Genomic DNA, 26,131 nt, shown 5'->3' on the forward strand with positions numbered 1-26,131 from the left:
CAATTCCGACAAAAGTTTGCCGGAATTGGCGTTATTTACGTGACACACTAGTTATTTTCCCCTGCGTCCAGTGCATACAATTTTCTAAACCTTGGTTCATCTCGGTAGAGTGCCTGTGGTGTCCCCTGCATATCAAAGACGCCATCTTCCAAGAAACGAACTTGATCCACGTGGTCGATGCCGGCCAAATGGTGAGTGACCCAGATAATCGTCTTGTCATGAAGCACCTTGAACACCGTGTCGAGCAACTGACGTTCAGTAATCGGATCCAAACTGACCGTTGGCTCATCCAGTACGATCACAGGTGCATCCTGCAACAGGATTCGCGCCAGTGACAGCCGTTGCCGTTCACCACCAGAGAAACGCGTCCCTGATTCTTGTACTTCAGTATCGTACCCATCTGGTAATGATTCAATCAATGGTTTCAGTTCGACAGCTTCAACAGCGGCTTTCACTTGGTCATCCGTAGCGTCCAAATTACCCAACCGAATGTTATTCATCACACTGGTGTCAAACAAGTACGGCTGTTGATCCAGCACACCAAAAATTTGTGCCCGCTGTTTTTGCAATTCGCTAACGGGAGTGCCATTGATGGTCACTGATCCCACAGTTGGTGTTTGATCACCTAACAACAATTTGAGCAACGTGCTCTTACCGGTACCACTGGGCCCTAACAGCGCAATTTTTTCTCCCCGCTTGATGTTCAGTGACAAATCTTTCAAGATCACTTTGTCATCACCCGGATAGCTGAAGGTGACGTGATCAACGTTAATTTCAGAAACTGGCGCCGTCAATGCTGACTGAGCAGTCTCTTTTGGCTGATCATTAGACAGCTGATTGACCCGGTCGATGGATTGACGATAGATTGGCCACTCACTAGCACCTTGGCTGACTTCCAAGAATGGCTCAACAATTGGAAAGAGGGTTAACGCAAAAGCCGCGATCCAGTTGGCCATCCCCTTAGTGGCGGTAAAGGTTACACCGGACCAAATTAATAGCGTCACAACTGCTAGTAAGAAGAAGATCTGAATACCAAATCCTCGCCACCACTGGAAAAAGTGGTCCTTTTTCCGCAGTGCCGCAATACTCTTGATTGGCTTTGTCTGTAAGGTCATAAAGTCATCATAACGACCAGAAACCACCCAATCTGTGAGTCCGAGAACTTCATCCGTTAAATTGGTGTAGGAATTTGACTGAATCTGCTTTTGTTTAAATTCTCGAGCGCCATTAACCGCCACGGAAAGCATTGGCATGACCATGACGATCATTCCCAGCAGAAGCGCCATTAACAACGCAACTGGCCAGCTAAACACCCCGACTCCAATGATGATCAGCAGGTAAAGCAGCCAGCCGATAACAATTGGGAAAACCGTTCGCAGATACAGATTTTCAATGTGATCGATATCTTCTGCTAAAATACTTAAAATATCACCTGTTTGGTGGGTTTGCTTAATCGCTGAAGCCTTTACCTCAACGGCCTGGTATAACTTCTTACGAAAGTCGGAAACAATCCGTAAGACCCAGTTATGCGACGTTAACCGTTCAGAATAACGGAACACGGGTCGGGCAATCCCAAAGCCCCGCGCCAAAACCACTGGCACGTAAATATAGATAATTGAATCAGGTCGACGAGCCGCCTCACTGATCAAGTAACCAGAGTTAAACATCAAAGCCGCGGCAGAAAGAAACGTCATCATCCCAAGAAACAGAACCAGCGTTAACAGCCACTTATACTTACGCAGGTATGGCATGACCCAGGTATCGTGAGCAAAAGTCTCTTTAATCGAGTGCATGTAATCCCCCCATTTCCGCACGTAGCTTACTGTATGGGCCGTCGTGCTTGGCTAATTCTGCAGGTGTCCCCTGTTCAACCAGCTGACCATGATCCATCACTAAGACATAATCCATTTGGTTGATCCAGTGCAAACGGTGAGTTGCAAAGAACACCAATCGGTTATCAAACACGGGCAGCATATCTTCTTTCAACGCAGCTTCGGTTTCGATATCCAGATGCGCCGTGGGTTCATCAAACAGTAATACCTTCCGGCTATCATCAAGAAAAGCCCGAGCTAAAGCAATCCGCTGAGCTTGACCACCACTGACACCACGAGAGCCTTCACCAATCATTGTGTCTAGACCATCGGGCATCTCAGCGATCCAATCAGATAAACCAGCCTTATCGCAAGCCGCCTTAATGGTTTGATCATCAGCATCTGGTTGGTAAAAGCAAACATTCTCGCGAAGTGTTGCATGAAACAAGTATGGTGATTGCGGAATATAGAAACTGTTATGCTGCCAAGCCTCTTGACTCAGGTGTGGCAGAATTTTGCCGTTCAAGCTCACGTGTCCGGGTTCATCTGGGGTTAAAAAGCCACCAATCAAGTTGATCAAGGTCGATTTTCCGGAACCCGACGCCCCGATGATCCCCACCTTTTGATAACCGTGAACGTCAAACGAGATATGAGACAGCGTCGGTTGATCAACGTCTGGATAAGTTAAGGAAACATCGTCAAATTGAATTGAAGAATCAGCCTGCCACGAAAGTTGTTTCACTTCGTTGCGGTCCTTAGTTTCCGGTGTCTCCAGCACATCTAAAACCGATTGTAAGGCATTTTTCCCGTTCAAAGTCGCATGATAATCATTTGCAAAATTACGCACTGGCAAAAAGTAGTCCGGAGCCAGTGTCAAAATGGTCAGTGCCGGCAGCAACATGATTTTACCGTCCATTAAATCAAACCCGAGAAAAACGGCAACAACGGCCACGGAAAGTGTCGTAAAGAAGTCTAGCGCAAAAGTTGACGTCATGGCGATCCGTAACGTTGCCATGGTCTCTTTTCGGTAATCTTCACTGACGGAATAAACGTTGTTAGCATAACGCTTTGATAAGCCGAGCTGCTTTAACGTTCCCAATCCACGCAGCGTATCCACGAAGTTGTTAGATAACCGCTGATAGCCAGCATACTGTCGGTCAGCCTTGCTCTGAGCCGCCAGGCCGAGAATGATCATGAATAAAATAATAACCGGATAAATGATCAGCAAAAAGACGGCTTCTTTCCATTGCATGAAAGCAATGTAGAGCAAAATAATCCATGGTGTGATCCCCATGTCCATAATTTTAATGATGATCAACATCAGGTACGTCTGAACCTTGTCGATGCCTTCAAGGGCCATGGTCACAATGTTACCCGTACCGGTCTGTTCAACCAGACTGGGTCCAAGCCGAAAAAGTTTATCCATCAGCTGTTCGCGCATGTCGCCCGTCGTTTTTTCAACAAACGGATAAAACGATCGGTTCTGTGCCACAGTCAACAAATGACGGCATAAAAAGCTCACTGCAAACACGACGGTCGGCATCACAATAGTCGCCAGTGGTTTTAATTCCCACAATCGAACCACAGCAATTGAGAGTGCCCGTGCTTGAATCACGATCATGACAGCTTGGATCAGGGTCAGAACCGCGATCAAAATCACTCGGGGTGTAATCCCCGGAATTTTAAATAAACGCCTATCTATCAAATTACTCCCTCCAATACTATACAAAGTATAGTTTAGCATTAACCGCTTTCAGGTACTACAATTTGTAAGTGAATTAATTGCGTGAAAGCTAATTTTTTCGAAAATAAAATCCCCAAGACCTTAATTGATCTCGGGGATCTGCGTATTCAGTTCATCAATTAAGCTGCTTTAGGACTCTTAAGCCGTTTGTAGAAGACCCAGTAACTCCAAATGAAGTATACCAGAACGATTGGCAAGATTGAGAAAGCAACAATTGTCATAATGTGTAACGTATATGGCGAACTTGAAGCATCTTTGATCAGAATTGAGTGCGCACTGTTTGTGGCAATCATGACCCGTGGGAATAACCCGTTGAAGATCAAAACCACGATGCTGATCAATGACAGGCCACTGGAGATGAAGGCAGTCCAGTTATGGGCTTTCAAAACACCCCACCATGCAATCAGTGTTAACAGCACTAACACAATTAAAATTGACCAAGTGGCAACTGGTTTCTTCGCAAAGAAATCAGTACTGATGTACAGCAGTACAACAAACAAAACTTCACCCACAATCAAAACGGGGTATAAAATCTTGTTCCATGACTGTGCACGATCACGTAAAGTCCCTGATGTCTTGAGCTGTAAGAAGTTCAAACCGTGAATCAGGCACATAAGTGAAACTGCAACACCGCCGACTAATGAGAACCAGTTGACGTAAGTGGTGAAGGAACCAAAGATATTACCCTTGGCATCCATTGGTACCCCTTCAATCATGCTGGTAAACATCATACCAAACAAGAATGCGGCGCAGAAACTGCCAATTGAAGATGCCCATTCCCAGAAATGACGCCAGGTTTCCGTCTTCATGTTAGCCCGGAATTCAAATGAGACACCACGGAAAATCAAGGCAACCAATATCAGGAATAACACGATGTAATAACCTGAAAATAAAGATGCATACCACATTGGGAACGATGCGAACATGGCACCGCCGGCAGTAATCAGCCAAACTTCATTGCCATCCCAGTGAGGTCCAATTGTTTGAATAATCGTATCACGTTCAGCAGCATTGCGACCGAAGAATCTAACGGCCATTCCGATCCCGAAGTCAAAGCCTTCAAGGAAGAAGAAACCACTGAACAGTACACCAATCAGTAAAAACCAGAGAATTTGAGCACTAGTCATGGTTAAACGCCTCCGTTCCATAAGGATCTTCGACTTTGCCGGTATCATCCTCAGATGAGTACCCGTTCATTTGAACAGCATCTGGACCGCCCTTTAAGGTTCGGTGCGATAACACGATCATGACAAGTCCTAATCCCGCAAACAGCAAGAAATAAACGATATTCGTAAAGATCAACCCACCCACAGTAGACGTTGGTGAAACGGCATCAGCGATGGTGAGCAAACCATAAACGACCCATGGATATCGACCAAATTCAGTAATGAACCAACCAGCTGTGTTGGCCAAGAATGGTAGCCACAGCATTAGTCCCATGATGTAGAGGAACCAGCGTTGCTTCATAATTTGTTCAGACTTCTTCCGGTTGAAGAACAAACCGACGATGGCAACTAAGGCGAACAATCCACCAGAGACAGCCATTAGACGGAAGCTCCAGAACAGAGTCTTAGTTGGAACATAGTAATTCATGTTTTGACCAAATTTCTTATCATATGTTGCGTGCATTTCTTTATTAATTGCGTTTTGACCCTTAACCGTACCAGATAACTTGTGGTAGCTTAAGATGTTCAAAACGTATGGCACTTCTAATGATGACGTGGTCTTGTGCTGCTTAGTATTGAAAGAGCTAAAGACTGCCCAATTACCCTTATCAGTGGAATTCTTGTACAGACCTTCCATTGCAGCAAACTTCATTGGTTGCTGGTGAATCAAGTAACGGGTCTGGAAGTCACCAGAAGCAATGGAGCCTAGACTGGCGATTAAACCAATCACTAAGGCAACATTTAATGACTTCCGGTAGAAGTCCACATGATCCTTCTTTAATAGACGCCATGCTGCACAACCGGCAACAACAAATGAAGCGGTAATGCCGGCACCCATCAAAACGTGCGGTAATTCCAACCACAACTGTGGGTTTGTGACAACGGCACTAAAGCTGGTCATGACCACCCGACCAGTGGACTTATTAATAGCGAAGCCCACGGGATTTTGCATGAAACTGTTGGCAGCAAGGATCCAAACCGCTGAAAGCGACGACCCAATCATAACCAACCAAATAAACAGTGCATGTACCCAAGGCTTGAAGCGTTCCCAGGTAAACATCCAAAGGCCAATAAACGTTGACTCCAAGAAGAAGGCAGCTAACGCTTCAATGGCTAATGGTGCACCAAAGATATCACCCATAAACCGTGAATACTCAGACCAGTTCATCCCGAATTGGAATTCCTGAATGATACCAGTCACGACACCAACAGCAAAACTGTACAGGAAGATTTTACCCCAAAATTGAGCCATCTTCTTGTAAGTGTCGTCTTTCTTGACGACGTAAATCGTTTCCATGACAGCGACAACAAATGCTAAACCAATTGAAAATGGTACGAAGAAAAAGTGAAAAACTGTCGTCATGGCAAACTGAAACCGCGATAAACCTAACACGGTTAAACCAGCATTTAACATGATACCCCCCCTGACTTTGATGACTAGACTCGTTATGAAATGCACATAAACATACAGTCTAGCGAGCTACCGGAAAAAGAACACCCACCGATAACTCAAATAAAATAGTCCTATGCTACAAACCTTATTATATCGACTGATAAGCGAATCTTCAATAGTAAACCCTTACAAAAAGGAACTAAATTGAAATTTTCCATTAAAAGGAGCTGATTTCATTGACAAATCAGCAAATTTCGAGTAACTTATATGAATGTTTAATTTTGGGAGATGAGTTCAATGAAAATTGGCGATCAAGTTAGTTTTACACTGGAAGGCCAAGACTTTACCGGGTTCATCGATAAAGCGTACCAAAATTCCTTTATGATCACTTTTAAGAGCGATGATACGGAAATCTTGGATAAGTATCATGACCGTGTTGTGATCAATAAGAAAAAGTTGAAATTAATCAAAGCTGCACCAGAAACGGATCCTGAATCCGATAATGACGAAGTTTAATCGCAAATCATCTAAAAGCACCTGACCATAGCTATTTCAGCAGCGTCAGGTGTTTTTTAGTGCCATTGAAACTCCTGGTACTCATCATTATCTTTACAACTATCGGGGTAACCACTGTGATATTTGAAACGGTGAGCAGTTCTGTTATTATGGAAGTAACTTATCTATAAGTTATCTAAAAAGGAGCAATAGCCATGAAGTCATCCGTTATTTGGGCATCATTTATCCTATCCATGCTTACAAACGTGATCGTGTTAAGTGGCTCAATCTCGTTCCTGATGTGGCTAGAACAGCTGTCTAACTCATGGATCAATCGTTTCCGACCGGCAGTTGAAACCGTCCTGTGTACCGTATATTTTGCCTACCTCTGGGGTGAATCCTGGCTTAATTCCGCAGTGGCGCCAAGCGCTTTTGGTTTCCACTGGGCATTTCTAAACATGCTCATCGTTAACTCGTTTTTGCTCAACGTCTATTTCAAATTACGCTGGCAAGCCATGATGCAAGTTGTCATGATGCTGGCTTACGTTTTCAGTTATGACACGCTTAACCTTTCCACGTACACCATTATCTGGGCGATTGCTTTTGTAAGTGTCATCTTTGTCAGTTACCACAGGGGATACAAGTGGATCAAGCATCCCGTTTTGATGTACATGGGAATAGAACTCATGGGGTTGGTGTCCATCGGTTTGATTGTCAGCATCTTTGGGATGCCCACGGATCCTTATTTCTGGATCCGACAAATTACGGCGTTAGCTATCCTCAGTGTCGTTGGCATTGAATACACGTTGTCGTCCAACCGGCTATTAACAAGAACCAGAGCAACTGCCAAATTAGCAAAAATGGACGGCTTGACGCAACTAAACAATTTTAGTAAGTTCGACGAAGATTTAACTCAAGCCTATCAACATTTTCAAGTCAATGGTGATCCTTACGCGGTTTTCGAATTCGATATCGACCGTTTCAAGCAGGTAAATGATCACTTTGGCCACCTAGTGGGTAACACCGTGTTGAAGTCAGTAGCCCAAGAATTGGCGCATTTTGCTGCTAACACACCCTACCAAACTACCGCCTACCGAATCGGTGGTGAAGAGTTCTGCTTAATTGTACAAGCAGACTGTTCAAACCATGAATTCGCATCAGATTTGGCCAATGAAGTTCGTCGTCGTGTCAGCCAGCTGAGTTTCAAGGTAGGCAACGGCTTGATCAAGGTTACCGTCTCGGTAGGTCAAGCCAACAGTAATAAGGATCAATACAACGCTCATGATATTTATAAATTAGCAGATCGTAGTTTGTACCTCTCTAAGGAACGTGGCCGTGACCGCGTCACTTTGGAAGGCCAAACGATTGCGGGTAGATAAAAACAAAAACCAGTTGGTAGCTCGATTAGCTACCAACTGGTTTTTTTATTTTATGCTTGTATGCCTAAATGCTTGACCTGACCTTGGACAATCTGATCACACAAGTCATCATACCGCACGCCGTCTGCTTCAGCCTCTTGAGGCATCAGTGAAAGTGGCGTCATACCAGGTAATGAGTTTGCTTCAATCACGTATACTCCGTTTTCGTTCCAGAAGAAATCGATCCGGCCATAATTGCTTAAGCCCAACGCTTTGAAAGTCTTCAACGCAATTGACTTCATCTCTTCATGAACATCGTCTGGAATATCTGGTGGTGTCACAAACTTAGTCGTATTACCCGTGACAAACTTGTGTTCAAAATCATACCAGCCATCCGTCACAATGATCTCAATCGCTGAGAGCGCCTTGCCATTGACCACTGCCATGGAAAACTCGCGACCGTCGATGTATTCCTCAACTAAGATTTCATCGTCAAATTCGAAGGCTTGCTTAAGATCCTGCTTAAATTCGTCATCATTCTTCGCAATGTACATGCCAACACTTGAGCCGCCATTAGCTGGTTTAATCACTACCGGAAAGCCAAAAGGTAACACCACCGTGCCAGAATCTTCCTTACGTATATTCACGAATTTAGCAGTCTGAATACCGTTATAGAGCATGATTTCCTTAGAGACACTCTTATCCATGGTGATTCCGGAAGCCAAAGCACCACTACCGGTATACGGTATGTTGTTTAGGTCCAGAACGGCTTGAACCTTACCATTCTCGCCATCACCACCATGCAGGCCAATCCAAACAATATCTGCCATCGCTAAAATATTGAGCACATTAGGACCAAACAACTGTGTCGACCCATCAGGCCGCAAAGCATTGATCACATCATCGGTCATAATCTCATCGGAAATGTTGAGATCAATATCCTGTTCCTGACTCGTAAACAAGTTTGCCATCGACTGTTCGTCGGCGTTTGGCAAACCTAAAAATAGATCGACAAGCGCAACTTCATAACCCTTACGCCGCAGTGCATTAGCTACTTTAGCACTAGAAGACAGGGACACGTTGCGTTCCGTTGAGCGACCACCCGCTAATACCACGATCTTCATAATTTTTTCCTCCGCTTCTTTCTTAGAACCTTAAGTATAGCAGAAATGAATTACGGGGGCTAGATTTGGGTAAACGGTCTCATTGAATTATTATTTTACATATCTTAGTAGTGGTTTGCTGATCAGGGGTACCAGCACAGCGGACATGATGGCTTCCGGAATCCCGTTGGTTGCCATGATTCCAAGCAGCCACGGCATGAAGGCTGATACATTCAGCTTATCCAATGGCAGCCAGCCCATGTAGTACATACCGGCCATGAAGCCTAGCACCAAAACAGTATTGACGAGTGAACCGACGATCCCTGCAAGTGACAGTTGCCAAACTTTAGCGTCATGCACATCTCGGACCAGCTTCAGCAACACCCAGCCGCTGATAAGGCCCACCAAGAGCCTTGGTAGCACGGAAACTAACGGGTTGACTAGAACGTAAATGGCCATTGGACTAGTTGGCCAAACAAAGGCTCGAATCCAGTTGATCAAGCCCCAGGTCAAGCCCACCCAGGCACCATTCTTTGGTCCAAGTAAGACAGCAGCAATCACCACGGTCACCTGAATGATCACGATACTAAACGGCCCCACCGGAATGTAGCCTAAAAAAGGCACCACGTTCTGAATAAAAACGATTGCAAGAAACAAGGATAAAATTGAAATGCGGTAAGCTCGACTTTGCGTATTAATAATGTTCCCCTCCTCGTGTAACTCAAAGAGCTACCTAGTGATTAACGGCTATTATTTTACCGCGAATGGTAGCGTTTAACAATTAATAGATACTATCAAAAAGGCATCTGATTTCATTGCGAAAAGCATGGTGCCAGCCAGTTCCGAAATGGTTACCATTCCTAATTTCTGTTTAATACTGCATTTCGTTCCCGTTTACAGTAAAATATAAGTAACAGCATCATGCGAAAGGGGCTCAAAATGGCAACTCAATTTGAAATTAACATCACTAACATTATTTGGAGTTTCGACCGTGATAACCACCAAGTTAATTTATTGCTTGTCAGACGGTCGGAGCAGCCCTTCTCGCATTTTTGGGCGCTTCCAGAAACGGTTATGCGCAGCGAAGAAAGTGCTGATGAAGCCGCCCTACGTTTAGTTCGCGAAAAAATCGGTTTGAAGTTATCCAGCTTTCATACGGAACAATTAGCCACCTTCACCCACCCTGAACGAACACCGGGAAAACGAACACTGTCGCTGGCCTACATGACTTTCTTACCTGAAATGCCTGATTTAACACCGGGATATGGTGCTACTGATGCCCGCTGGTTTAGCATGCGCTCGGCTGGTGAGCAGAGTGCCTTCACTAACGGTAAGTTTAAGTTTCTAACCACAACAATTAATCAAGAAACCGACTACTACGCAACGTTACCCGAACACATGACGGATCCCAAATCCACACTGGCATTCGATCACAACTGGATTCTCAAAACAGCGTGTGATCGCATTACCAACAAGCTGGATTATCAACCGAACATCCTGCTGATTTTAGGCGCAACTTTTACGTTGAAACAGGCTCGCCAGGTATTTGCAATCTTCAAACATATCAAATTGGAAGATATCGATAACTCTAATTTCAAAAAAAATCATCGTCATATTTTTGAAGTTGTTGGCACCGCGGCTGAAAATCATCCAGGTCGACCTGCGAAAGTCTTCCGTCTGAGTTATTTATAAACAAAAACCGGCCGTTAGATTTGCTTGCTAACAGCCAGTTCTTTTGAAATGAAATCTTAATTTACCTGATAACGCTCGATCTTCCCATACTCCTGCTCTTTCTTTTGAACAGCATTACGAAGATCGATATCATTTTGTAGATTTAAGAAATAGCGATCTGACACTCCGAAAAAACGACCAAGCCTTACTGATGTATCGACGGTAATTTCACGCCGGTCATGTAAAATATCCTGAATCCGCGAAGTTGGTACATTGATGTGTTTTGCCAAGGCATACGCAGATAGTTTAAGTGGCGTCATGAATTCTTCTTGTAAAATTTCGCTCATCTTAGGAGTTGGAATTTTTGTCATGTTATCTTCCTCCAAACTTTAATGGTAATCTATAATTTCAACGTTTATAAAATCGTTTTGGTTTTCTACTTCAAAGATGATCCGATACTGTGAATTAATCTTGATGCTATACTCGCCGCGCCTATCTCCAATCAGCTGCTCCAAATGGTTCGCAGGTGGAATACGTAAATCATTAATATTTTCTGCACTATCTATCATCATTAGCTTACGCAGAGCAACTCTTTGAATTGATTGTGGTAATTTTTTTGAGAACCGCTGGTGATACACTCTATCTGTTTCTTTATCCGCAAAACTTCTAATCATATTTTACCCTTTTGGACTATTTTAATTTATATTATACCTGATGCCCATGTACATGTAAACTATATATATTTTTTACCTCGGTATTTTACCATTCCTGATTAATAATGACTTTATCCTTAAATAAGGTTGGTGTACGATAAATATTATCAGGGGAGGTATCATTTATGAAAAAATCAATTCTACTCACACTTGCCTTCAGCGCCAGTCTGGTTGGCGCTCTGGGGTTGTCTAGCACGTCTGCCAGCGCCGCGAAATATCGCAGTGGTTTGCCACCAATTTTGAGGCATACTAAATGGCATAGTGCTAAAACAGTCAAGCTTTCTGGTGTGCGGGCACATGCCAAGCTTAGTTTCAGAACGAAGTCACTATATTACGCACCCGCAATCGGTCCCGGCGCGCAAACGACCTACAAGCTGAAATACAAGTACATCGGCCATCACGCCTACTACATTACCGGCCGTGTCTATAATAATGCTCCTAAGGGCGGTTTGGCTTGGAAGTACAAAGTCACTCGTCCTAGCTCACATAAAATCTACGTTAAAGATTATACCAATGGCGTTGCCAGCGGCACTTACTACCGTTAATACGACAAAAGGACATCTCAATCAGCTGTGATTGAGATGTCCTTTTATATGCCTGAATTAATTTTGTAGGTTGATAGTGAAATCATATGTGTGATCAGAATTTTCATCTTCATCATCATCGGTATCATAATCAGCATCAAATTTAAATCTTACTGACTTCAATGAATTTGCATTTTCTAATTTCTGAATAGGCAAGGTTACATTGCCAGACTTAGTGACACCTTTTGCAACTTCACCATCCCAGCTTTCCATAGAGTCAGCTCCATGTTGTTCGCCATTATCATAAATTGCGGTCCCCTGTGTTGGATAAACATCAATATCTCTCGTAGGTGAGATGATAAAGTGCAAACGAACATATCCGTTAGTCTTAAAGGTCCCATCATTAGCAGATTCATATTTATGTGGTTTAGTCAACTTATAAACCGTTACTTTATCTACGGTGACTTTGGCTGGAGACCAACTTGAATTGGAATAATCTACACTATAAACTTTCTTACCCGAAATAGAATATTGTTCATCATCAACTGTCACTGATGAAGCAGTTGCTTTGTCACTAGCAGCTTGTTCATTGCTACCTTTTTCGTTATCAGTCGTATTATGTGCTGTTGCTTTCGGTGCACGATCAGATTTTGAGGCTGAATTATTGTTGGAGCCACCCAAAAATCCAATCATGAGCAAAATAACAACAACTGCAAGGACCCAAATCCACCATTTTTTATACCAAGGAGTTACTTCTACGAACTTATTACCGTCTTTATCGACAAATTGTTTTTTAGCCATTAAATTTTCCTACTTTCTGATTAGAGCAACAATTCCGGTAATGATAAAGAAAATACCACCAATAATTCCAAAATTACCACATGAGAATAAGAGCACGACACCAAGAACGATTATTGCGATACTAATTACGTTATGCTGTTTGTTAATAAAGAATAATAGAATGAAATCTACAATCGAAATTAAAATGCCAAATAAAATCTCGATTGTATAAGATCCACCACCGCCTAAAGAATCAGCTACTGAAGCTATGCCAAAACCTGAAACCAGCGAAATGACAGATAAAACTAAGCCAATAATACCTAAAATTAACTCGGGTGTTCTTTTCCGTCCTAATCCAACCTCAGAAGGTGTACTCACCTGCCTATATATTTTCCCATCTGCACCTTGAATCTTTTTTACCACCTGAAACACTCCCAAATTATTCAGCTTTTATCGTCGATCAGTATTTGGACTACCCCTAAATGACATCCTTTGAAAAGTTGATATACTGCCTTTTAAGTTTGAATTCACAATAAAAATTGACTCCTTCTAATTCAATACATCACAAAGTACATAGCACCCATCCCACAAAGCTCTACATAGTCATATATAAGACGCTATTATATTAGTATAAATTTGCATTGAATATTAATAATACCTGACAACTCTAGTGATTTCAACAACAATTGTATCCTTTCACAAAGATTCTAATGCCTTTAAATATATTGTTTGAGAACTGACAGCAAAAAGCATCCCAATCCGATTTGATTGGGATGCTTTTTGCTGTCACTACTAATCTTGTTTCCGCTTCTTCAGCCCCAGTGCACCCAGCAGCATACTTAAACTGAGTACGCCAAGACCAACAGCTGCGGATTCATCCGTTTCGTTGGTCTGCGGCAATGTCGTTTGCGCCACATGACCATCTTGCACATGATTTTGATCGTTGCCATCAACGCCAGTCGCATGAGCGGTACCGTGAGTCGTTGTATCACCATTTACGGGTGCAACAACATGGCTGTCACTGCTATCAACATTGGTGGTTTCAGCTGAAGGATCAGCTTCAACGGCTTGTCCGTCACGGTCTTCACTGTTACTACCAACTGAACGATCATCGCTCGTGGTACTAGCGTCAGCAGTCGCTTGACTATCATCCGTCGCCATGGATACATCTTTGCCACCACCTGCTGTTACAGTTGGCAAGTCACTAGTTTCCGTATTCAATGGTGTCGATACTTCACTGCCACCAGCATTCTTCGCAGTCACTGGAAAGACGATTACACCAGTATTCTTAGTAATCGTTTGGGTCACGGGTGCATTGCCCACCAGAACATAACCAGCGGGTGCCGTGCCCTTAACAATGTTGCCTAAATTCCCGGTAACCGCACCGTGACCAACCACTTCACCGGTATCCACATCGATATATTCAACGGGATAGATTTCTGCACTAGGTGCGGTATTAGGAACGGATGTCTTAGTTGCGGATGTCATTCCAGGTGCAACTTTCGCCTGATAATAGGTAATCGCCCGCGTAACGTTTTGAATGGTATCTGTTGGATCAGTCTTACCCGCTGTTGCTGCAGCATTCACTCCGGCAACAGACGTCTTATCCGGCACATAGAAGAAAACGTCGTCGCCGCTATCACCCATTCGAGTGCCTTGAATAATCGGTGCGTCCACTTCCTTGGTAGCTGCCTTATTTGGTGTGGCAGTCCAAGTATCAGTTACCAAATCGTGGTTGAGCGTCCAGTTAATCGTCTGAACATCCTTTTCTGGCAATTGCGAAATATCAACGTCTGTGGTGGCTGGTACAAATTTCACGGTAACTTTCTGGACCTTCTTGGTCGTCACTATCCGGTGAACCACGTGAATTGTGACCTCAATCGGCTTCTCGCCGACAATTTCAACGCTACCAGAAGTTTTCTGGTCAGTTGCGAAATCGTATCCGCCCGGCTGCGTAGCCGTCCACGTGACGGAACCATCAGCGTTACCGGTAATCGATTCCGTCGTGGTCATTACCGTTGCACCATCATTGTCATCGTCAACGTAAGTCAAGATGACCTGCACATCCGTTAAAGTCACTGGTGTCGGTGCTTCTAACTGACTTTCTTCTGGCGTCAACGGCGTAATTGGTGTGAGTTGACTGAAGTCCAGCAACGTCGAATCAAAGTTCCCTGGAATCGTCAGTAATTTTTGCAAAACACCCTGGAAATCATTTGTGATGACAGCGGATTGTTGATCCAAGGTCGTCACGGCGTTCGCCAAAGCCGTGGCAGCGTTGAAGATTGCCGCGTGCTCTTGAATGAATTTAGGCGAATAAACCGTATTGCCAGCAGCGTCCTTTTGGGTATTGGGATCACTTTGAGCCGCCGAAGTCATGGATGTTTTCATCAACGGTGACAGCGACATACCATAACTGTCGATCTGATCGTACAGCGTCTTCCAGAGACTATTAATCGTCTGGGTGAAGCCGGTGGTCGGGTCACCATTTTGATAAGCCATGGTTAAGAAATGATCCGTCGCCGGCACGTTAGCCAGTGCGGTCGTGCCCTCAGTGACTTGTTGCTGAACTGAATCCATAACGGTCTGCAAACGACCGCTGAGATCCTTCGTGGCATAGTAAACACCAGGAGACGTCTGCCAAACCACGTCGTTGGCTGCGTCTGCCGCTTTGAATGCGTCCAGCAGCGTCTGACCAATACTCAGCAGTTGGTCGGTTTGCGATTGATAAATCTGTTGCGCTTGCTCTTTGAGTGTCTGATTAAAAGCGGCATCGAAGGTTGTTTGGTCAAATGGCACGCCGGTACCAGCGTAAATCGTCTTGACGGTATTTTCCACCTGAGTCTTAGTTCCCTCAATGGTGCTTAATAATTTGGCAGCATAGGTTGAACTCACCGTTTTAGCCACTGCCGAGCCATTCGGACTCAGGTAACCAGAGGCAGTATTAGCCAGCGCGGATTCAATCCGGCCAACGGTGCCATCATCCTGGTATGGCAGCGCTGTGTCACCCACTTGTTTCATATAATTAAATAACGCAACCACTTCTGGATATGAGCCGGAAAAGTCGGTTTGACCGCTTTGAGCCTTATTCAGATCCGCCGTTAAATCCGCCTTAGCCACGGGCAAAATATCATCTTCAAAGGTAATCTGACCATCACCGTTTTGATCGGTATAGGTCTTCCCATATAACGTCGCGGCAACCGTCCCATCTGTGGTGGTATCCGGTGTCACCAATACCTTAGCGGAGGATTGATCGGCCAAAGTAGTTGCATCCTTGATCATCGTGGTCAACCCAGCCGGACTTGCCGTCAACGCCGCGGCGTAGGCAGCGGTAGTGGAATCAGCAACCAACTGAGCAGCTACCGTGTTGGTGGTAGCATTGTACGCGTTAACGTCATCGCCAGCGGTTTTTACACTGTCTGGCAACGCGTCGTGCAAGGTCGTCAGTTGATCTTCGGCTGACTGTAAATGATCATTGGCGGTTGTCGCCGCGGTAGCAATTGTCGCTTGCTGACCAACCAAATCAGTGTATTCAGCATCAACCTTATCATAGTCAGTTTTCAACGCCGTACTAGTGGCTGGATCGACGGTTTCATACGTCGGCGCTTGTGTTGCAGCTTCGGTTTTATAGTTACTTAAATCAGTTTCGTAATCAGCCTTTTTCGTATCATAAGCCGTTTTGGCCGCATCAACTGAGCTGGCGGCTTGCTGATAATCATTGACAGCCTGAGTATAGGCGCCATTCTTAGCGTCCAAATAAATTGTCAACGCCTGCTGCGCAGTATCAGGATCAGTGGTGGCTGAACTATCAGCCGCACCGGTTGTTGGCGCTGCAGCCTCACTCTGCTGTGTTGTATCTACCGCAGTCACAGTATCCGCTTGAGCAGTGACACTCCCACCCGCCAGCAAAACGCCGGTGAGCATCAAAGTACCCATCCCTGCAAACAGCCATTGTTTCTTTGCTTTATACATTTTGTAACGCATTGTTCTCTCCATACCATTTAACATGTTGGTCCCCCCAATGATGTTATGCTGTATAACTCATAAACATACCAATAGTCCCATTCTACGAGTAAAAAGTCAATTTAATCTGGTGAGATTGCTCAGTAAATATCGAAGGATTACAGCTGTAAATGACCATCATAAAAAGGCTATAAATCAGCGATATTTGCCAATTTATAGTCTTTAATCTAACCCGTTAAAATTTAATCACGTTTGCGCTTCTTCAATCCTAGTGCGCCCAGCAATACGCTCATGCTGAGTAATCCTAGACCAGCAGCCGCGGATTCGTCCGTTTCGTTGGTTTGCGGCAACTTAGTTTGAGTAGCTGATGTATCCGTCTTCGTAGTGGCCGCCAATGCTTTGGCTGGTTCGCTACTGTTCACTTCGTCAGAAGTGCCAGCAGACTGTCCGGTTTGCGGACTCTGGCCTGGCGTATTGGTGCCTGTGGACTGTCCACCATTACCATTCTTAACGGTATCGCCGCCAGCATCGGTGCTGGTAGTGTTATCCTCAGTCGGTTGCGTGGTCGTGTCCCCACTAGGTGTTTCCGTGGTACTGCCACCTTCTGGGGTATCGGTTGAACCGCCATTCTCAGGTGTGGTTGGCGTGCCACCAGTATCACCACCACCCGGATTAGTAGCTTCTTTGACCAAATGAACCACCACGGTAGCGTCCGTACCAGTGCCAATGGTCACCTCGCCGGAACCAGCTTGATCCTTCGCCAGTTGATAACCAGCTGGTACCACGGCGGTCCAGCTAGCCGCATCGCCATTGTGGCCAGTGAGCGCCTGCATCTTCACGGTGACAATTCCGTCGTTACCCGGCGTGCCGTCATCCACGTAAATCAGATGAACGGTCATGTTCCCTAATACCAGGTTAACCTGTTGCGGGGCGGTAGGATCCGCTAAAGTTGGCGTCTGCAGATAAGTCATTTCCGGCTTAGGTAAATCATAGAAACCGTTAGCCGTCAGCAAATCGTTGAGCACATTTTCATAGTTATCGGAAATCACAGACGACTGCTGCATCAAGCTGGTAATTGCATTTGCCAAAGTGGAAGCCGCTGTGTAAATCGGCTGGTTAGCCGCCACGAAATCTGAGGAATAGATCACGTTCCCCGCAGCGTCATGGGTAGCAGCTGTATCCGCACCGGCCGCGTCGTATCTCAGCAGCGGTGACATGGACATGCCAAACTTGTCCAGCGTGTTGTAGAGGTTACCCCAAATACTGTTGATGGTTTGGGTAAAGCCACTACCAGCGTCGCCAGTGGCGTAGGCCACGGTTAGGAAATTATCAGATGGTGCCATGTCAGCCAGCGCCGTCTTACCGTCAGCAATCTGCTGCTTGGCGGTGGCAATGGCATTAGTCAACGTGGCCGTTAAAGTGTTCGTCTTAACCCCAGCAGATGGCGAAGTCGCCCACAGCACGTTACCGGAAGCATCCGCTGCCTGGAAGGCTTTCAAGACGCTATCGGCAATGCTAATAATCTGACTGGTCTGGTCATCGTAAATTTTCAGCGCTTCAGCCTTCAAGTTTTCGTCAAATGACTTAGTGAAGCCTGCCTCATCAAAGGTGTTGCCGGTCTTGGTGTAATTTTGTTCCATGGCAGTTTGAATCTGCTGCTTAGTCGCTTCAATACTGTTCAGCAACTCCGTGGCATAGGTGGAGCCGAAGCCGGAAGCTAAGCCGGTACCGTTATCCATTAAATCATAGGAAGCATCGGTGGCTTGACCAGAAGTGATCCGCCCTTCTGTGCCATCAGCTGTTTGATATGGAAAAGCCGTGTCCGCAATCTGTTTCATATAGTTGAACAGCGTCGCAATGTCAGCGTAGGAACCCTTGAGCGGTGCCTGATTGGTGGGGTCATTAGTGAGCTGAGCCAGGTCTGACTTCAAATCAGCCGTCACGCTTGGCAACACATCATCTTCATAGGTAATCTGGCCATCACCATTGGCATCCGTGTAAGTTTTGCCTAGCAAGGTCGCCGTGAGGCTACCATCCGAATTATCGTTCGCTGGTACCAAAATATGCGACGCAGTGGCATTAGTCGTAAAACCGTCCACATCATTTAAGACCGCATTTAAGTTACCCGTTTGCGACTTCAGGGCTGTCTGATAAGCGTTAGCCGTAGAATCAGCCACTAACTTGTCAGCAGTATCCTTGGTGGTCTTGTTGTATTCAGCAATTTCCTTACCCGCATTTTTGATGCTGTCTGGTAAGGCGTTATACAGTGCGTCTAGCTTATCTTGAGCCGCTTTAGCCTGAGCGTTGGCATCCGTCACCTTTTGATTAATGTCAGTTTGTTGCTGCTTAACATTATCGTAGTTGGTTTTCACACTATTATATTCAGTATCCATTGAATCCTTAGTCGACTGGTCGGTGGTTTGATAGTCCGGCGCCTTGTCATTGACATCGGTTTGATACTGATTAAGTTTCTTGTCATAGTCGTTCTTTTGGGTGTTATAGTCCGTGGTGTCCGTATCAACTTGCGTCTTAGTCTGATCAAGTTGGTTTTGGGCATTCTTATAGTCCCCATCCTTGTAATTCTGATAATCCGTTAATGCTTGCGGCTGCGTTGCATCAGTGTTTGCTGTATCTGCCGAATTAGACGCTGCCTGCGCAGTAGGCGCCGTTGCGGTTCCGGCGGTGTCAGCCTGCGCCGTGGTGCTACTACCCATTAATAAGGCACCCGACATCATCACCACACCCATACCAGCAAATAACCACTGTTTTTTCGCTTTATACATCTTATAATGCATGACCTTTTCGTTTCTTCTTGTCATGAAGAACCCCCCCTATTCAGCCTATGAAGCGTTTTCACATATACACCATTATAGTTACATTATTAGATGATAATGTCAATTAAAAGCGGGTATTCTTTGGTTAGAAATTCAGTAAAAAAAGGATGCCGTCAATTCAGTCTTCACCGAATTAATGACACTCTTCTTACTTATAAATTGCGATACGTTTATTTGTACTCATCCTTCAGTAACGCCATTAAACTAAATTCTTTGGGATTACTTGTCAATCGTACATATTTCTTGATCGTACTCACCAAGTCTTCGGGGTTTCTACTCCAAAAATCATAAACAACATCCTTAGATTTAATATTACCGATTTGCTTTTGATAAAATTGACGAATAAATTGGCTGGGCTTTAACTTTGATTTTTGAAACTCCTTAAACTTATCAAAATAAACCACAAATAACATTTCGATTTCTGGGGTGGTATAGAGGTTAGTAACGCCAGAAACTTTGTACTGGTAGGCTTTACTTAACTTAAACGTTTCTCGCCTAGAATCTAATATTCGATAGATGTATACCTGCTGGTTTGGCCCAAAATCATGGTCAAGATACCGCTTTTGAAATTGGCTAGCAGACCTAGTCCGTAATACTTCTTCATTCAGTAATTGTGTTTTCTTAAACTTCAACAAGTCATAATCCAGTAACACTTCCAGGATAGCTTCTTCAGCTCCGCCCTCAGCTATCAATGCGATTAAATCATTCTCATGCATCACCCTTTATCGCCTTTATAGTCGCATTTTTCAAACGAATGTAAGCATTATAAGACGGTGAAGTGCCCCCTAAGTTATCAGCCTGGAAAACTTCCGACTTAGAAATATCTGGCCGCATGTCGGTATCTGAATACCGAGTGAGCGAAATCTTTCCATCACGCCGAGCAATAAAGATTTGATCTCCTCGATCAATTTCATCAAGAAACTCAGAATAATGAGTACTAAAAATCAGTGTACTGCGGTTAAGGTTAATTTTGGGATTAGTAAAGTACTCCATGAAGGTTCGGGCAATCGAATGGTTAAAGTGATTCTCAAGTTCATCAATAAAAATAATGCCACCCGACTTTAAGGCCGCAATAATGTCAGCATAAAGTGTAACCCCTTTTGCAGTACCAGAAGATAGATATTTGGTGACTGCCAGAAAGTTCTTTTCAGTAATGACGTTATCTTCTCCACGGAACTTAAGCTGATAAAAGAAATTGCCATCCTTGGTTTGGTTCAGTCTCAAATATTCGATTGTAGGGTCAAGATACGCCAATATTTCACCAGGAACTTCTTTACCAGGTGTGTAAACTAACGCGTTGTAATCTGTATAAAACAGTGTCTCAACTACCGCAGGAACCTGGTAATCACTCGTCTTGATAATTGACCTAAATACTGAATCATCATCCGCTAATACAGAAGCTGCCACTTCATTCAGATTATTGCGATCCAATAGTGGTTTTGTACCCTTAAATTTCAAAAAGTCCTTTTTTGTGACCTGTTCCGAAACCTTTTTACCGAAAATCTTTTCCTGCGAAATAATCCATTCGCCACTTTGATTTTGAAACTCAATTTCATCACGATATATTTTTGCGTCCGATCCACACCAGAGAGTAGTCACATTGATTGGTTTTTCGCCAATTAACACATCGTCTAGTTTAGTTTGGGAAATTGATTTGTTTTGAATTAACAGACCTAACACACCCATAATTAATTTCATTATGGTAGTTTTACCGGTCGCATTTTTACCAACTAAAGTGGCTATATTGTTCACCCAATTTCGTCCAAACAATTTTGTCAATGAATCATGTTGATCCATCATTACCCGTTGTTCAGCCAACAGGGAGAAGGTTAACTTGGATTCTAAAAGTGGATGATTTCTAACTGTCATCTCTAAAAAGGAAAGCTTATTTTGCATGATGCACCTCCTATCTGTAAATATAGTATATCATTAAATACAGATATTTAAACGGATTATCTGTTTGAACTACTAATTTTGTTTCGGATTGTTTCGTTTCTCATATACCATATACACATTATACGTTTAAAACATAAATAGATTGCATTCAAAAAACTCCCAAAATCATTATCGGATTTTGAGAGCTTTTGTAGAACTAGATTAATATTAAATATTATCTGCACATGCTTGTTTTGCTGAAATAAAGGGAATTAAGACTTCCGCTTCTTCCAAGCAAGACCCAAAGTTGCAATCAAACCTGCTAAGCCAACTAATGCAGCACCAGAAGTCTGGTTCTCACTTTCATTAGTTTGAGGCAGCTTCGTTGTTGCACGCTTCTGAGTGCTTGGAACGCCCTCTTTAGTCACAACTTGCGCGTACTTCGGCACGTCATTTATTATCTTCTCTGGCGGAACCGGTGTACCTGGCTTAGTAGGCGGAACCGGCCGACTTGGTTCAGATGGCTGTACCGGCTGAGTTGGCTGAGTCGGCTGTGTTGGTTGCGTCGGCTGTGTTGGTTGTGTTGGCTGGGTCGGTTGCGTTGGTTGCGTCGGCTGAGTCGGTTGTGTCGGCTGAGTCGGTTGTGTCGGCTGTGTTGGTTGTGTTGGCTGAGTCGGTTGAGTCGGTTGTATAGGCAAATAAACGCGAAGTGGCAATTCATTCATCAACAGTGGTGCATCAATCTCAGTATTTTCAGGAAGAACCGATGCATGTCCAGGATTACCAGTTTGAACACTAGTCTGATATCCAGGTAAGTCTGTCAAAAGACTGTTTAAGTAACTATATGAAGCAGGTGTTGAGGCAACAAACAATGGCATAAACTGCATAACTGCTTCTTCATCTTGTGGATTTGCCACGCCAGCCAACCACTGTGCAGCAATGTTTCCAGGAATGAGATATGGTTGCCATACTTGTTTTGTAACTGGATCGGTAATGTTCATTGATTCAGTCTCTTGCAGAGCCTTCAAATCATTCATATCTTTAGTAAGTGCTTGTTCAATTGCTTGTTGAGCAGCTGGATTATCTGTATATGCAGCTTTCCCGGCAGCAATCAGCTGGTCGGTAAGATATTGATACAATGTACTATTATTTTTGATTACATCAGCATAAGGCTTACCAATACCCGCCAAATATTGCGCTTCGGTCTGGTTAGGGCCTACTTGACTTAAAATATAATCGTTCAGCTGTTTTGCAGCCGTCACACCATCTGAGGTAGCCAGTGCAGCCTTTATTGCATCGTGAAATTGTTCCATCATTTGCAATGGAACTGACGCCGGACCAGGTTGCAGTCCTGTAAAGTCTTGATCAACCTGTGTCGTCTGCGTGTGCTCGCTGTCTTTTCCATTGTGGCCGGTATTCCACGCGTCGTCAGTTACTTTCGTACTATCTGGTATGATCGTCTTACTATCAGTATATGTAACCGCTGAAGCTGCAGTAACAGGCGTCCCAGATGCAGTTGAGTTGGTTGCCAATTGATTTCCAGTTGCCGAACTTGGTGCCGGTTGCGTAGTTCCAGGATTGCTAGATGCATCCGCTGTATTCCCCTGCGTTGCATCCGCAACAGACTGCGCAGCGCTGCTACCAGCTGCGTCTGATGCCTGTTGTCCCGTTTGTGAATCACCATTAATAGCGACACTGCTATTTTGGATCGTTGAATTTTGATTATTGACTTGGCTGGTTGTGTCCGAGCTGTTCGTCCCATCTGCCTTAGCAGAAACGTTCCCTACCAGCATACCGGACAAGATCGTCGCGCTTATAAGCACCGACTTCCAAGCCTTCTGTTGACGTGATGCCATGATAAATCCCCCTTGTACGAAAATGCCAAAAAGCACTCCAATTGAATAGTGAATCTTAACACCTAAGTTCATACGAAAGTATACTACATGTTTGGTGAAGTTGCTAACGAAAAGTACGTATTTTAAAGTGTTGAATTGCCCAAGTATTTGATAATGTAGTAAGCTAATGATATAAGAAATTAGCGACCAGTGGCTGCCAGTTGTCATACTAGCGGTCAACCACTTAATGATAAGAATACGAAGCAGGCTACAGACCTTGGGGGAATCTTCATGAATTACTTTTTGACATCTTACTTTAACGAAACACCATCAGCCATTGAAATTGCCGAGATTCGGCGTCTCAGATTATTTGACCAAATCGGTGAACCAGCCGCAATCGTTACCGAGTCCCCCATCTGGGATTCCGGGTACACGCTGGGCCAGCTGGGTATTGGTCAACGCGTCATTAATATGTATAGCTACTATCAGCAGCTGGATCAGTACGATGGACCGGAAATCACCACCACCTCCATCCGTAGCACACTGCCTGATCTGACCTTTGAAAACAATCAAATTCTCAATGCTGGTAAACCAGTGGTCAAAATCCACGAAGAACACGGTCACCTTTCCTACGTGGACTATCTCGACCTATTCGGCTTTACCAACCGCCGAGACTTCTACGAGCATGGCGTTCGTAGCCATTCAGAATTCTACGATGACCACGCCAAATTACAGATTAAGCAGTACTACAACTATCAGAGCAAGCCAGTGATTACCTGCTACTACCACGGTGGCCCAAGCAACCAGGCCATTCTCACCATGATTCACTTGGAAATTGGCAACCAGACATTGCAGTTCCAAACATTGGATGCCTTCCGTGCGCACTTCTTAAACGATTTAACCCAAGATAACGACACCCTCATCTGTGATCGTGAAGACTACTGGGGTAAAGCCATGGGACTGATGCACAACAACCCACGACGGATGCTGGTCATCCACGCGGCCTTTACCACCAATGCTAAACGTGGCGGTGAAGTCTTCACCAGCATCAAGGACACCATCGAACACGGTAAACTGGACAGTATCATCACCTCCACCAAAGCAGAAGCTGATGACATCCACGCTCGCTTCCCTGACGTTCCAACCCAGGTAATTCCAGTAACCGCATTCCCAGACGAACGACTGAACACCTATTACCCCTTTGAAGCCAGAACGCCATTTCAAATTATTGCTGTGGCGCGTGTCACCGAAATCAAGCAGTTAAGCCACGCCATTAACGCCGTCATCAAACTGCACGGGCACTTTCCTGAAGTGGACTTCAAAATCTACGGTTATGAGGATCTGCTGAATGGCTATGCGGAGTCGAAAAACTTACGTAACATCGTGAGCCAAAATAACGCTGCGGCTTACGTGCACTTTATGGGATTTACCAAAGAGCTCAGTCAGGTTTATCAAAAGGCGGACTTGCTGTTGTTGACAAGCCGCAGTGAAGGCTTCTCTATGGCGATTCTTGAGGCACTGTCTTATGGGTGCCCAGTGGTGAGCTATGATATCAATTATGGGCCGAATGAGCTAGTAAAGCCTGGTGAGAATGGGCAGTTGGTGCCGGCGAATGATGAGTATACGCTGTTTAGGAATTTGGTTGACATTTTTGAAAATCGGGAGCAGTTGCGGGAATTTGGGCTGTTTGCGCAGAAGTCGGTTATGGTGTTTGGGGAGTGTGAAGTGGCGAAACGTTGGGAGTCAACTTTGAAGAATGATTCCCGACAATAAGATGGTGTAAGCATATTTCTATATAAAAATGGACAGGTCATTTCACCGTGACCTGTCCATTTTTGGAACTTTCTATTTCTAAAATTTACGAATGATTGTAGCTATTTATTTGTGTAATAGTCTTTATAGTATTGAACCGTCTTTTTAAATGCTTTCTCAAAGTTAGCTTCCGGTTTCCAACCCCAGCTCCGTTCAATTTTCGAACTATCCACCGCATACCGCCAATCATGTCCCAGCCGGTCAGCTACATACTCAATTCGGTCTTCACTAATTCCCAACTCAGAACAAATCAGCCGCACGATTTCATTATTCGACCGCTCGTTGTGTCCACCGATATTATAGACTTCCCCAGCACGCCCGTAACACATCACTAAATCAATCGCTCGGCAATTATCCATGACGTATAGCCAATCCCGCACATTCTGACCATCACCATAAATTGGTAATGTCTTCCCTGCCAGACCACGAGTAATCATCCGTGGAATCAGCTTCTCAGGATGCTGCCGTGGCCCATAGTTGTTTGAACTTCTGGTAATTGATACATCTAGTCCATAAGTTTCAAAGTACGCTCTCGCCAGCATGTCTGCGGAAGCTTTGCTAGCAGAATATGGTGAGTTAGGTTGCAACGTTGATTCCTCGGTAAAATATCCAGTTTTTCCTAATGCACCGTATACTTCATCCGTGGATATTTGAATAAATTTCGAAATGCCTGCCTCTTTTGCAACATCCAGCAATGCCATCGTTCCCTCTACATTAGTTTCCACAAAGGTATCTGGGTTCGAAATTGAACGATCTACGTGTGATTCAGCTGCAAAGTTGACAATCACATCAATGTCATACTCAGCAACTAAATGACGAACTAGTTCTCGATTACGAATATTGCCCTGCACAAAACAATAACGAGAATCAGCTGAAACGCCATCTAAATTATGTAGATTGCCGGCATAGGTAAGTAAATCGAGGTTAATAACGCTATCCTCAGAATAATTCTGCAATACATATCTAACAAAATTGCTGCCTATAAAGCCTGCACCACCTGTCACTAAAATTCTCATGTCATATCACTCCTCAGGATTATAAATAGTACTTCAATGTA

Annotated in this window: 21 protein-coding genes; 5 read left to right on the plus strand and 16 right to left on the minus strand. The window is 44.3% G+C overall.

Translation table 11 applies throughout. The features are described 5' to 3' along the window. Nucleotides 1-47: 47 nt before the first annotated feature. The 4 genes from cydC to HC026_RS05035 all read right to left on the minus strand — a co-directional run bounded on the left by cydC (nucleotide 48) and on the right by HC026_RS05035 (nucleotide 6,135). Entirely contained in the window at nucleotides 48-1,793 is a 1,746-nt protein-coding gene (cydC, locus tag HC026_RS05020; RefSeq protein ID WP_168924899.1) for a thiol reductant ABC exporter subunit CydC, read from the minus strand. Next, nucleotides 1,780-3,516 carry a thiol reductant ABC exporter subunit CydD gene (cydD, locus tag HC026_RS05025; protein ID WP_168924900.1) on the minus strand — a complete coding sequence of 579 codons (1,737 nt, stop codon included), beginning with the start codon at nucleotides 3,514-3,516 and terminating at the stop codon, nucleotides 1,780-1,782. Before cydD ends, cydC begins: the two co-directional genes overlap by 14 nt. A 158-nt stretch (nucleotides 3,517-3,674) precedes the next feature. Further along, nucleotides 3,675-4,682 (minus strand): cytochrome d ubiquinol oxidase subunit II, encoded by a 1,008-nt coding sequence (gene cydB, locus HC026_RS05030; protein WP_168924901.1) that lies wholly within the window; start codon nucleotides 4,680-4,682, stop codon nucleotides 3,675-3,677. Then, entirely contained in the window at nucleotides 4,675-6,135 is a 1,461-nt protein-coding gene (locus HC026_RS05035) for a cytochrome ubiquinol oxidase subunit I (protein ID WP_168924902.1), read from the minus strand. The genes cydB and HC026_RS05035 overlap by 8 nt, the downstream gene beginning before the upstream one ends. Before the next feature lie 276 nt (nucleotides 6,136-6,411). Between HC026_RS05035 and HC026_RS05040 the strand changes: the two genes are divergently transcribed. Together HC026_RS05040 and HC026_RS05045 are read left to right on the plus strand one after the other, a co-directional pair. Continuing rightward, entirely contained in the window at nucleotides 6,412-6,630 is a 219-nt protein-coding gene (locus HC026_RS05040; protein WP_211089412.1) for a DUF2187 domain-containing protein, read from the plus strand. Nucleotides 6,631-6,824: 194 nt separating this feature from the next. After that, on the plus strand, nucleotides 6,825-7,988 hold the full coding sequence (locus tag HC026_RS05045) for a GGDEF domain-containing protein (RefSeq protein ID WP_168924904.1): 1,164 nt from the start codon (nucleotides 6,825-6,827) through the stop codon (nucleotides 7,986-7,988). A gap of 50 nt (nucleotides 7,989-8,038) precedes the next feature. Here HC026_RS05045 and HC026_RS05050 read toward each other — a convergent pair whose 3' ends face one another. Then, nucleotides 8,039-9,091 carry a D-alanine--D-alanine ligase family protein gene (locus HC026_RS05050; protein WP_168924905.1) on the minus strand — a complete coding sequence of 351 codons (1,053 nt, stop codon included), beginning with the start codon at nucleotides 9,089-9,091 and terminating at the stop codon, nucleotides 8,039-8,041. A 90-nt stretch (nucleotides 9,092-9,181) separates the two neighbouring features. Then, nucleotides 9,182-9,727 carry an ECF transporter S component gene (locus HC026_RS05055; protein WP_211089413.1) on the minus strand — a complete coding sequence of 182 codons (546 nt, stop codon included), beginning with the start codon at nucleotides 9,725-9,727 and terminating at the stop codon, nucleotides 9,182-9,184. A gap of 282 nt (nucleotides 9,728-10,009) precedes the next feature. On the opposite strand from HC026_RS05055, the gene HC026_RS05060 reads away from it, so the two are divergent. After that, the gene (locus tag HC026_RS05060) at nucleotides 10,010-10,762 is read left to right on the plus strand and encodes an NUDIX hydrolase (RefSeq protein ID WP_232843639.1); all 753 of its coding nucleotides are present in this window, start codon (nucleotides 10,010-10,012) and stop codon (nucleotides 10,760-10,762) included. A 56-nt stretch (nucleotides 10,763-10,818) separates the two neighbouring features. On the opposite strand, the gene HC026_RS05065 is transcribed toward HC026_RS05060, so the two are convergent. Both HC026_RS05065 and HC026_RS05070 read right to left on the minus strand, forming a co-directional pair. Next, the gene (locus tag HC026_RS05065) at nucleotides 10,819-11,112 is read right to left on the minus strand and encodes a HigA family addiction module antitoxin (protein WP_168924907.1); all 294 of its coding nucleotides are present in this window, start codon (nucleotides 11,110-11,112) and stop codon (nucleotides 10,819-10,821) included. 18 nt (nucleotides 11,113-11,130) lie between these two features. Continuing rightward, nucleotides 11,131-11,415: a type II toxin-antitoxin system RelE/ParE family toxin gene (locus tag HC026_RS05070; RefSeq protein WP_168924908.1), complete on the minus strand. Its 285-nt coding sequence runs from the start codon at nucleotides 11,413-11,415 to the stop codon at nucleotides 11,131-11,133. A gap of 164 nt (nucleotides 11,416-11,579) precedes the next feature. On the opposite strand from HC026_RS05070, the gene HC026_RS05075 reads away from it, so the two are divergent. Then, entirely contained in the window at nucleotides 11,580-11,999 is a 420-nt protein-coding gene (locus HC026_RS05075) for a hypothetical protein (RefSeq protein WP_168924909.1), read from the plus strand. Nucleotides 12,000-12,056: 57 nt separating this feature from the next. Here HC026_RS05075 and HC026_RS05080 read toward each other — a convergent pair whose 3' ends face one another. From HC026_RS05080 to HC026_RS05110, 7 genes are all read right to left on the minus strand, one after another. Next, nucleotides 12,057-12,779, minus strand: coding sequence for a hypothetical protein (locus HC026_RS05080; RefSeq protein WP_168924910.1), 723 nt, complete (start codon nucleotides 12,777-12,779; stop codon nucleotides 12,057-12,059). A gap of 9 nt (nucleotides 12,780-12,788) precedes the next feature. Further along, complete coding sequence (locus tag HC026_RS05085) at nucleotides 12,789-13,181, minus strand: hypothetical protein (RefSeq protein WP_168924911.1); 393 nt, start codon at nucleotides 13,179-13,181, stop codon at nucleotides 12,789-12,791. Nucleotides 13,182-13,550: 369 nt separating this feature from the next. Next, nucleotides 13,551-16,763: a KxYKxGKxW signal peptide domain-containing protein gene (locus HC026_RS05090; protein WP_168924953.1), complete on the minus strand. Its 3,213-nt coding sequence runs from the start codon at nucleotides 16,761-16,763 to the stop codon at nucleotides 13,551-13,553. Nucleotides 16,764-16,960: 197 nt separating this feature from the next. Further along, on the minus strand, nucleotides 16,961-19,537 hold the full coding sequence (locus HC026_RS05095; RefSeq protein ID WP_168924954.1) for a KxYKxGKxW signal peptide domain-containing protein: 2,577 nt from the start codon (nucleotides 19,535-19,537) through the stop codon (nucleotides 16,961-16,963). Between the two features lie 185 nt (nucleotides 19,538-19,722). Next, entirely contained in the window at nucleotides 19,723-20,268 is a 546-nt protein-coding gene (locus tag HC026_RS05100) for an N-6 DNA methylase (RefSeq protein ID WP_168924912.1), read from the minus strand. Next, complete coding sequence (locus tag HC026_RS05105; protein ID WP_211089414.1) at nucleotides 20,261-21,448, minus strand: AAA family ATPase; 1,188 nt, start codon at nucleotides 21,446-21,448, stop codon at nucleotides 20,261-20,263. Before HC026_RS05105 ends, HC026_RS05100 begins: the two co-directional genes overlap by 8 nt. Nucleotides 21,449-21,699: 251 nt before the next feature. Next, a complete protein-coding gene (locus HC026_RS05110) occupies nucleotides 21,700-23,283 on the minus strand; it encodes an LPXTG cell wall anchor domain-containing protein (RefSeq protein WP_168924913.1) in 1,584 nt (527 codons plus the stop codon). A gap of 270 nt (nucleotides 23,284-23,553) precedes the next feature. Between HC026_RS05110 and HC026_RS05115 the strand changes: the two genes are divergently transcribed. Beyond that, on the plus strand, nucleotides 23,554-25,035 hold the full coding sequence (locus HC026_RS05115; protein WP_168924914.1) for a glycosyltransferase: 1,482 nt from the start codon (nucleotides 23,554-23,556) through the stop codon (nucleotides 25,033-25,035). Between the two features lie 101 nt (nucleotides 25,036-25,136). Here HC026_RS05115 and rfbB read toward each other — a convergent pair whose 3' ends face one another. After that, nucleotides 25,137-26,090, minus strand: a complete 954-nt coding sequence (gene rfbB, locus HC026_RS05120; protein ID WP_168924915.1) for a dTDP-glucose 4,6-dehydratase — start codon at nucleotides 26,088-26,090, stop codon at nucleotides 25,137-25,139. Nucleotides 26,091-26,131: the final 41 nt, after the last annotated feature.

This window comes from Secundilactobacillus angelensis (assembly GCF_012641075.1).
In the GTDB taxonomy this organism is placed as follows: Bacteria; Bacillota; Bacilli; order Lactobacillales; family Lactobacillaceae; genus Secundilactobacillus; species Secundilactobacillus angelensis.

Excerpts from the sequence above, each read along its gene's own strand:
- cydC (WP_168924899.1), bottom strand. The coding sequence starts at position 1,793 with ATGCACTCGATTAAAGAGACTTTTGCTCACGATACCTGGGTCATGCCA.
- cydB (WP_168924901.1), bottom strand. The coding sequence starts at position 4,682 with ATGACTAGTGCTCAAATTCTCTGGTTTTTACTGATTGGTGTACTGTTC.
- HC026_RS05035 (WP_168924902.1), bottom strand. The coding sequence starts at position 6,135 with ATGTTAAATGCTGGTTTAACCGTGTTAGGTTTATCGCGGTTTCAGTTT.
- HC026_RS05040 (WP_211089412.1), top strand. The coding sequence starts at position 6,412 with ATGAAAATTGGCGATCAAGTTAGTTTTACACTGGAAGGCCAAGACTTT.
- HC026_RS05045 (WP_168924904.1), top strand. The coding sequence starts at position 6,825 with ATGAAGTCATCCGTTATTTGGGCATCATTTATCCTATCCATGCTTACA.
- HC026_RS05050 (WP_168924905.1), bottom strand. The coding sequence starts at position 9,091 with ATGAAGATCGTGGTATTAGCGGGTGGTCGCTCAACGGAACGCAACGTG.
- HC026_RS05060 (WP_232843639.1), top strand. The coding sequence starts at position 10,010 with ATGGCAACTCAATTTGAAATTAACATCACTAACATTATTTGGAGTTTC.
- HC026_RS05065 (WP_168924907.1), bottom strand. The coding sequence starts at position 11,112 with ATGACAAAAATTCCAACTCCTAAGATGAGCGAAATTTTACAAGAAGAA.
- HC026_RS05070 (WP_168924908.1), bottom strand. The coding sequence starts at position 11,415 with ATGATTAGAAGTTTTGCGGATAAAGAAACAGATAGAGTGTATCACCAG.
- HC026_RS05075 (WP_168924909.1), top strand. The coding sequence starts at position 11,580 with ATGAAAAAATCAATTCTACTCACACTTGCCTTCAGCGCCAGTCTGGTT.
- HC026_RS05080 (WP_168924910.1), bottom strand. The coding sequence starts at position 12,779 with ATGGCTAAAAAACAATTTGTCGATAAAGACGGTAATAAGTTCGTAGAA.
- HC026_RS05090 (WP_168924953.1), bottom strand. The coding sequence starts at position 16,763 with ATGTTAAATGGTATGGAGAGAACAATGCGTTACAAAATGTATAAAGCA.
- HC026_RS05095 (WP_168924954.1), bottom strand. The coding sequence starts at position 19,537 with ATGACAAGAAGAAACGAAAAGGTCATGCATTATAAGATGTATAAAGCG.
- HC026_RS05100 (WP_168924912.1), bottom strand. The coding sequence starts at position 20,268 with ATGCATGAGAATGATTTAATCGCATTGATAGCTGAGGGCGGAGCTGAA.
- HC026_RS05105 (WP_211089414.1), bottom strand. The coding sequence starts at position 21,448 with ATGCAAAATAAGCTTTCCTTTTTAGAGATGACAGTTAGAAATCATCCA.
- HC026_RS05110 (WP_168924913.1), bottom strand. The coding sequence starts at position 23,283 with ATGGCATCACGTCAACAGAAGGCTTGGAAGTCGGTGCTTATAAGCGCG.
- HC026_RS05115 (WP_168924914.1), top strand. The coding sequence starts at position 23,554 with ATGAATTACTTTTTGACATCTTACTTTAACGAAACACCATCAGCCATT.
- rfbB (WP_168924915.1), bottom strand. The coding sequence starts at position 26,090 with ATGAGAATTTTAGTGACAGGTGGTGCAGGCTTTATAGGCAGCAATTTT.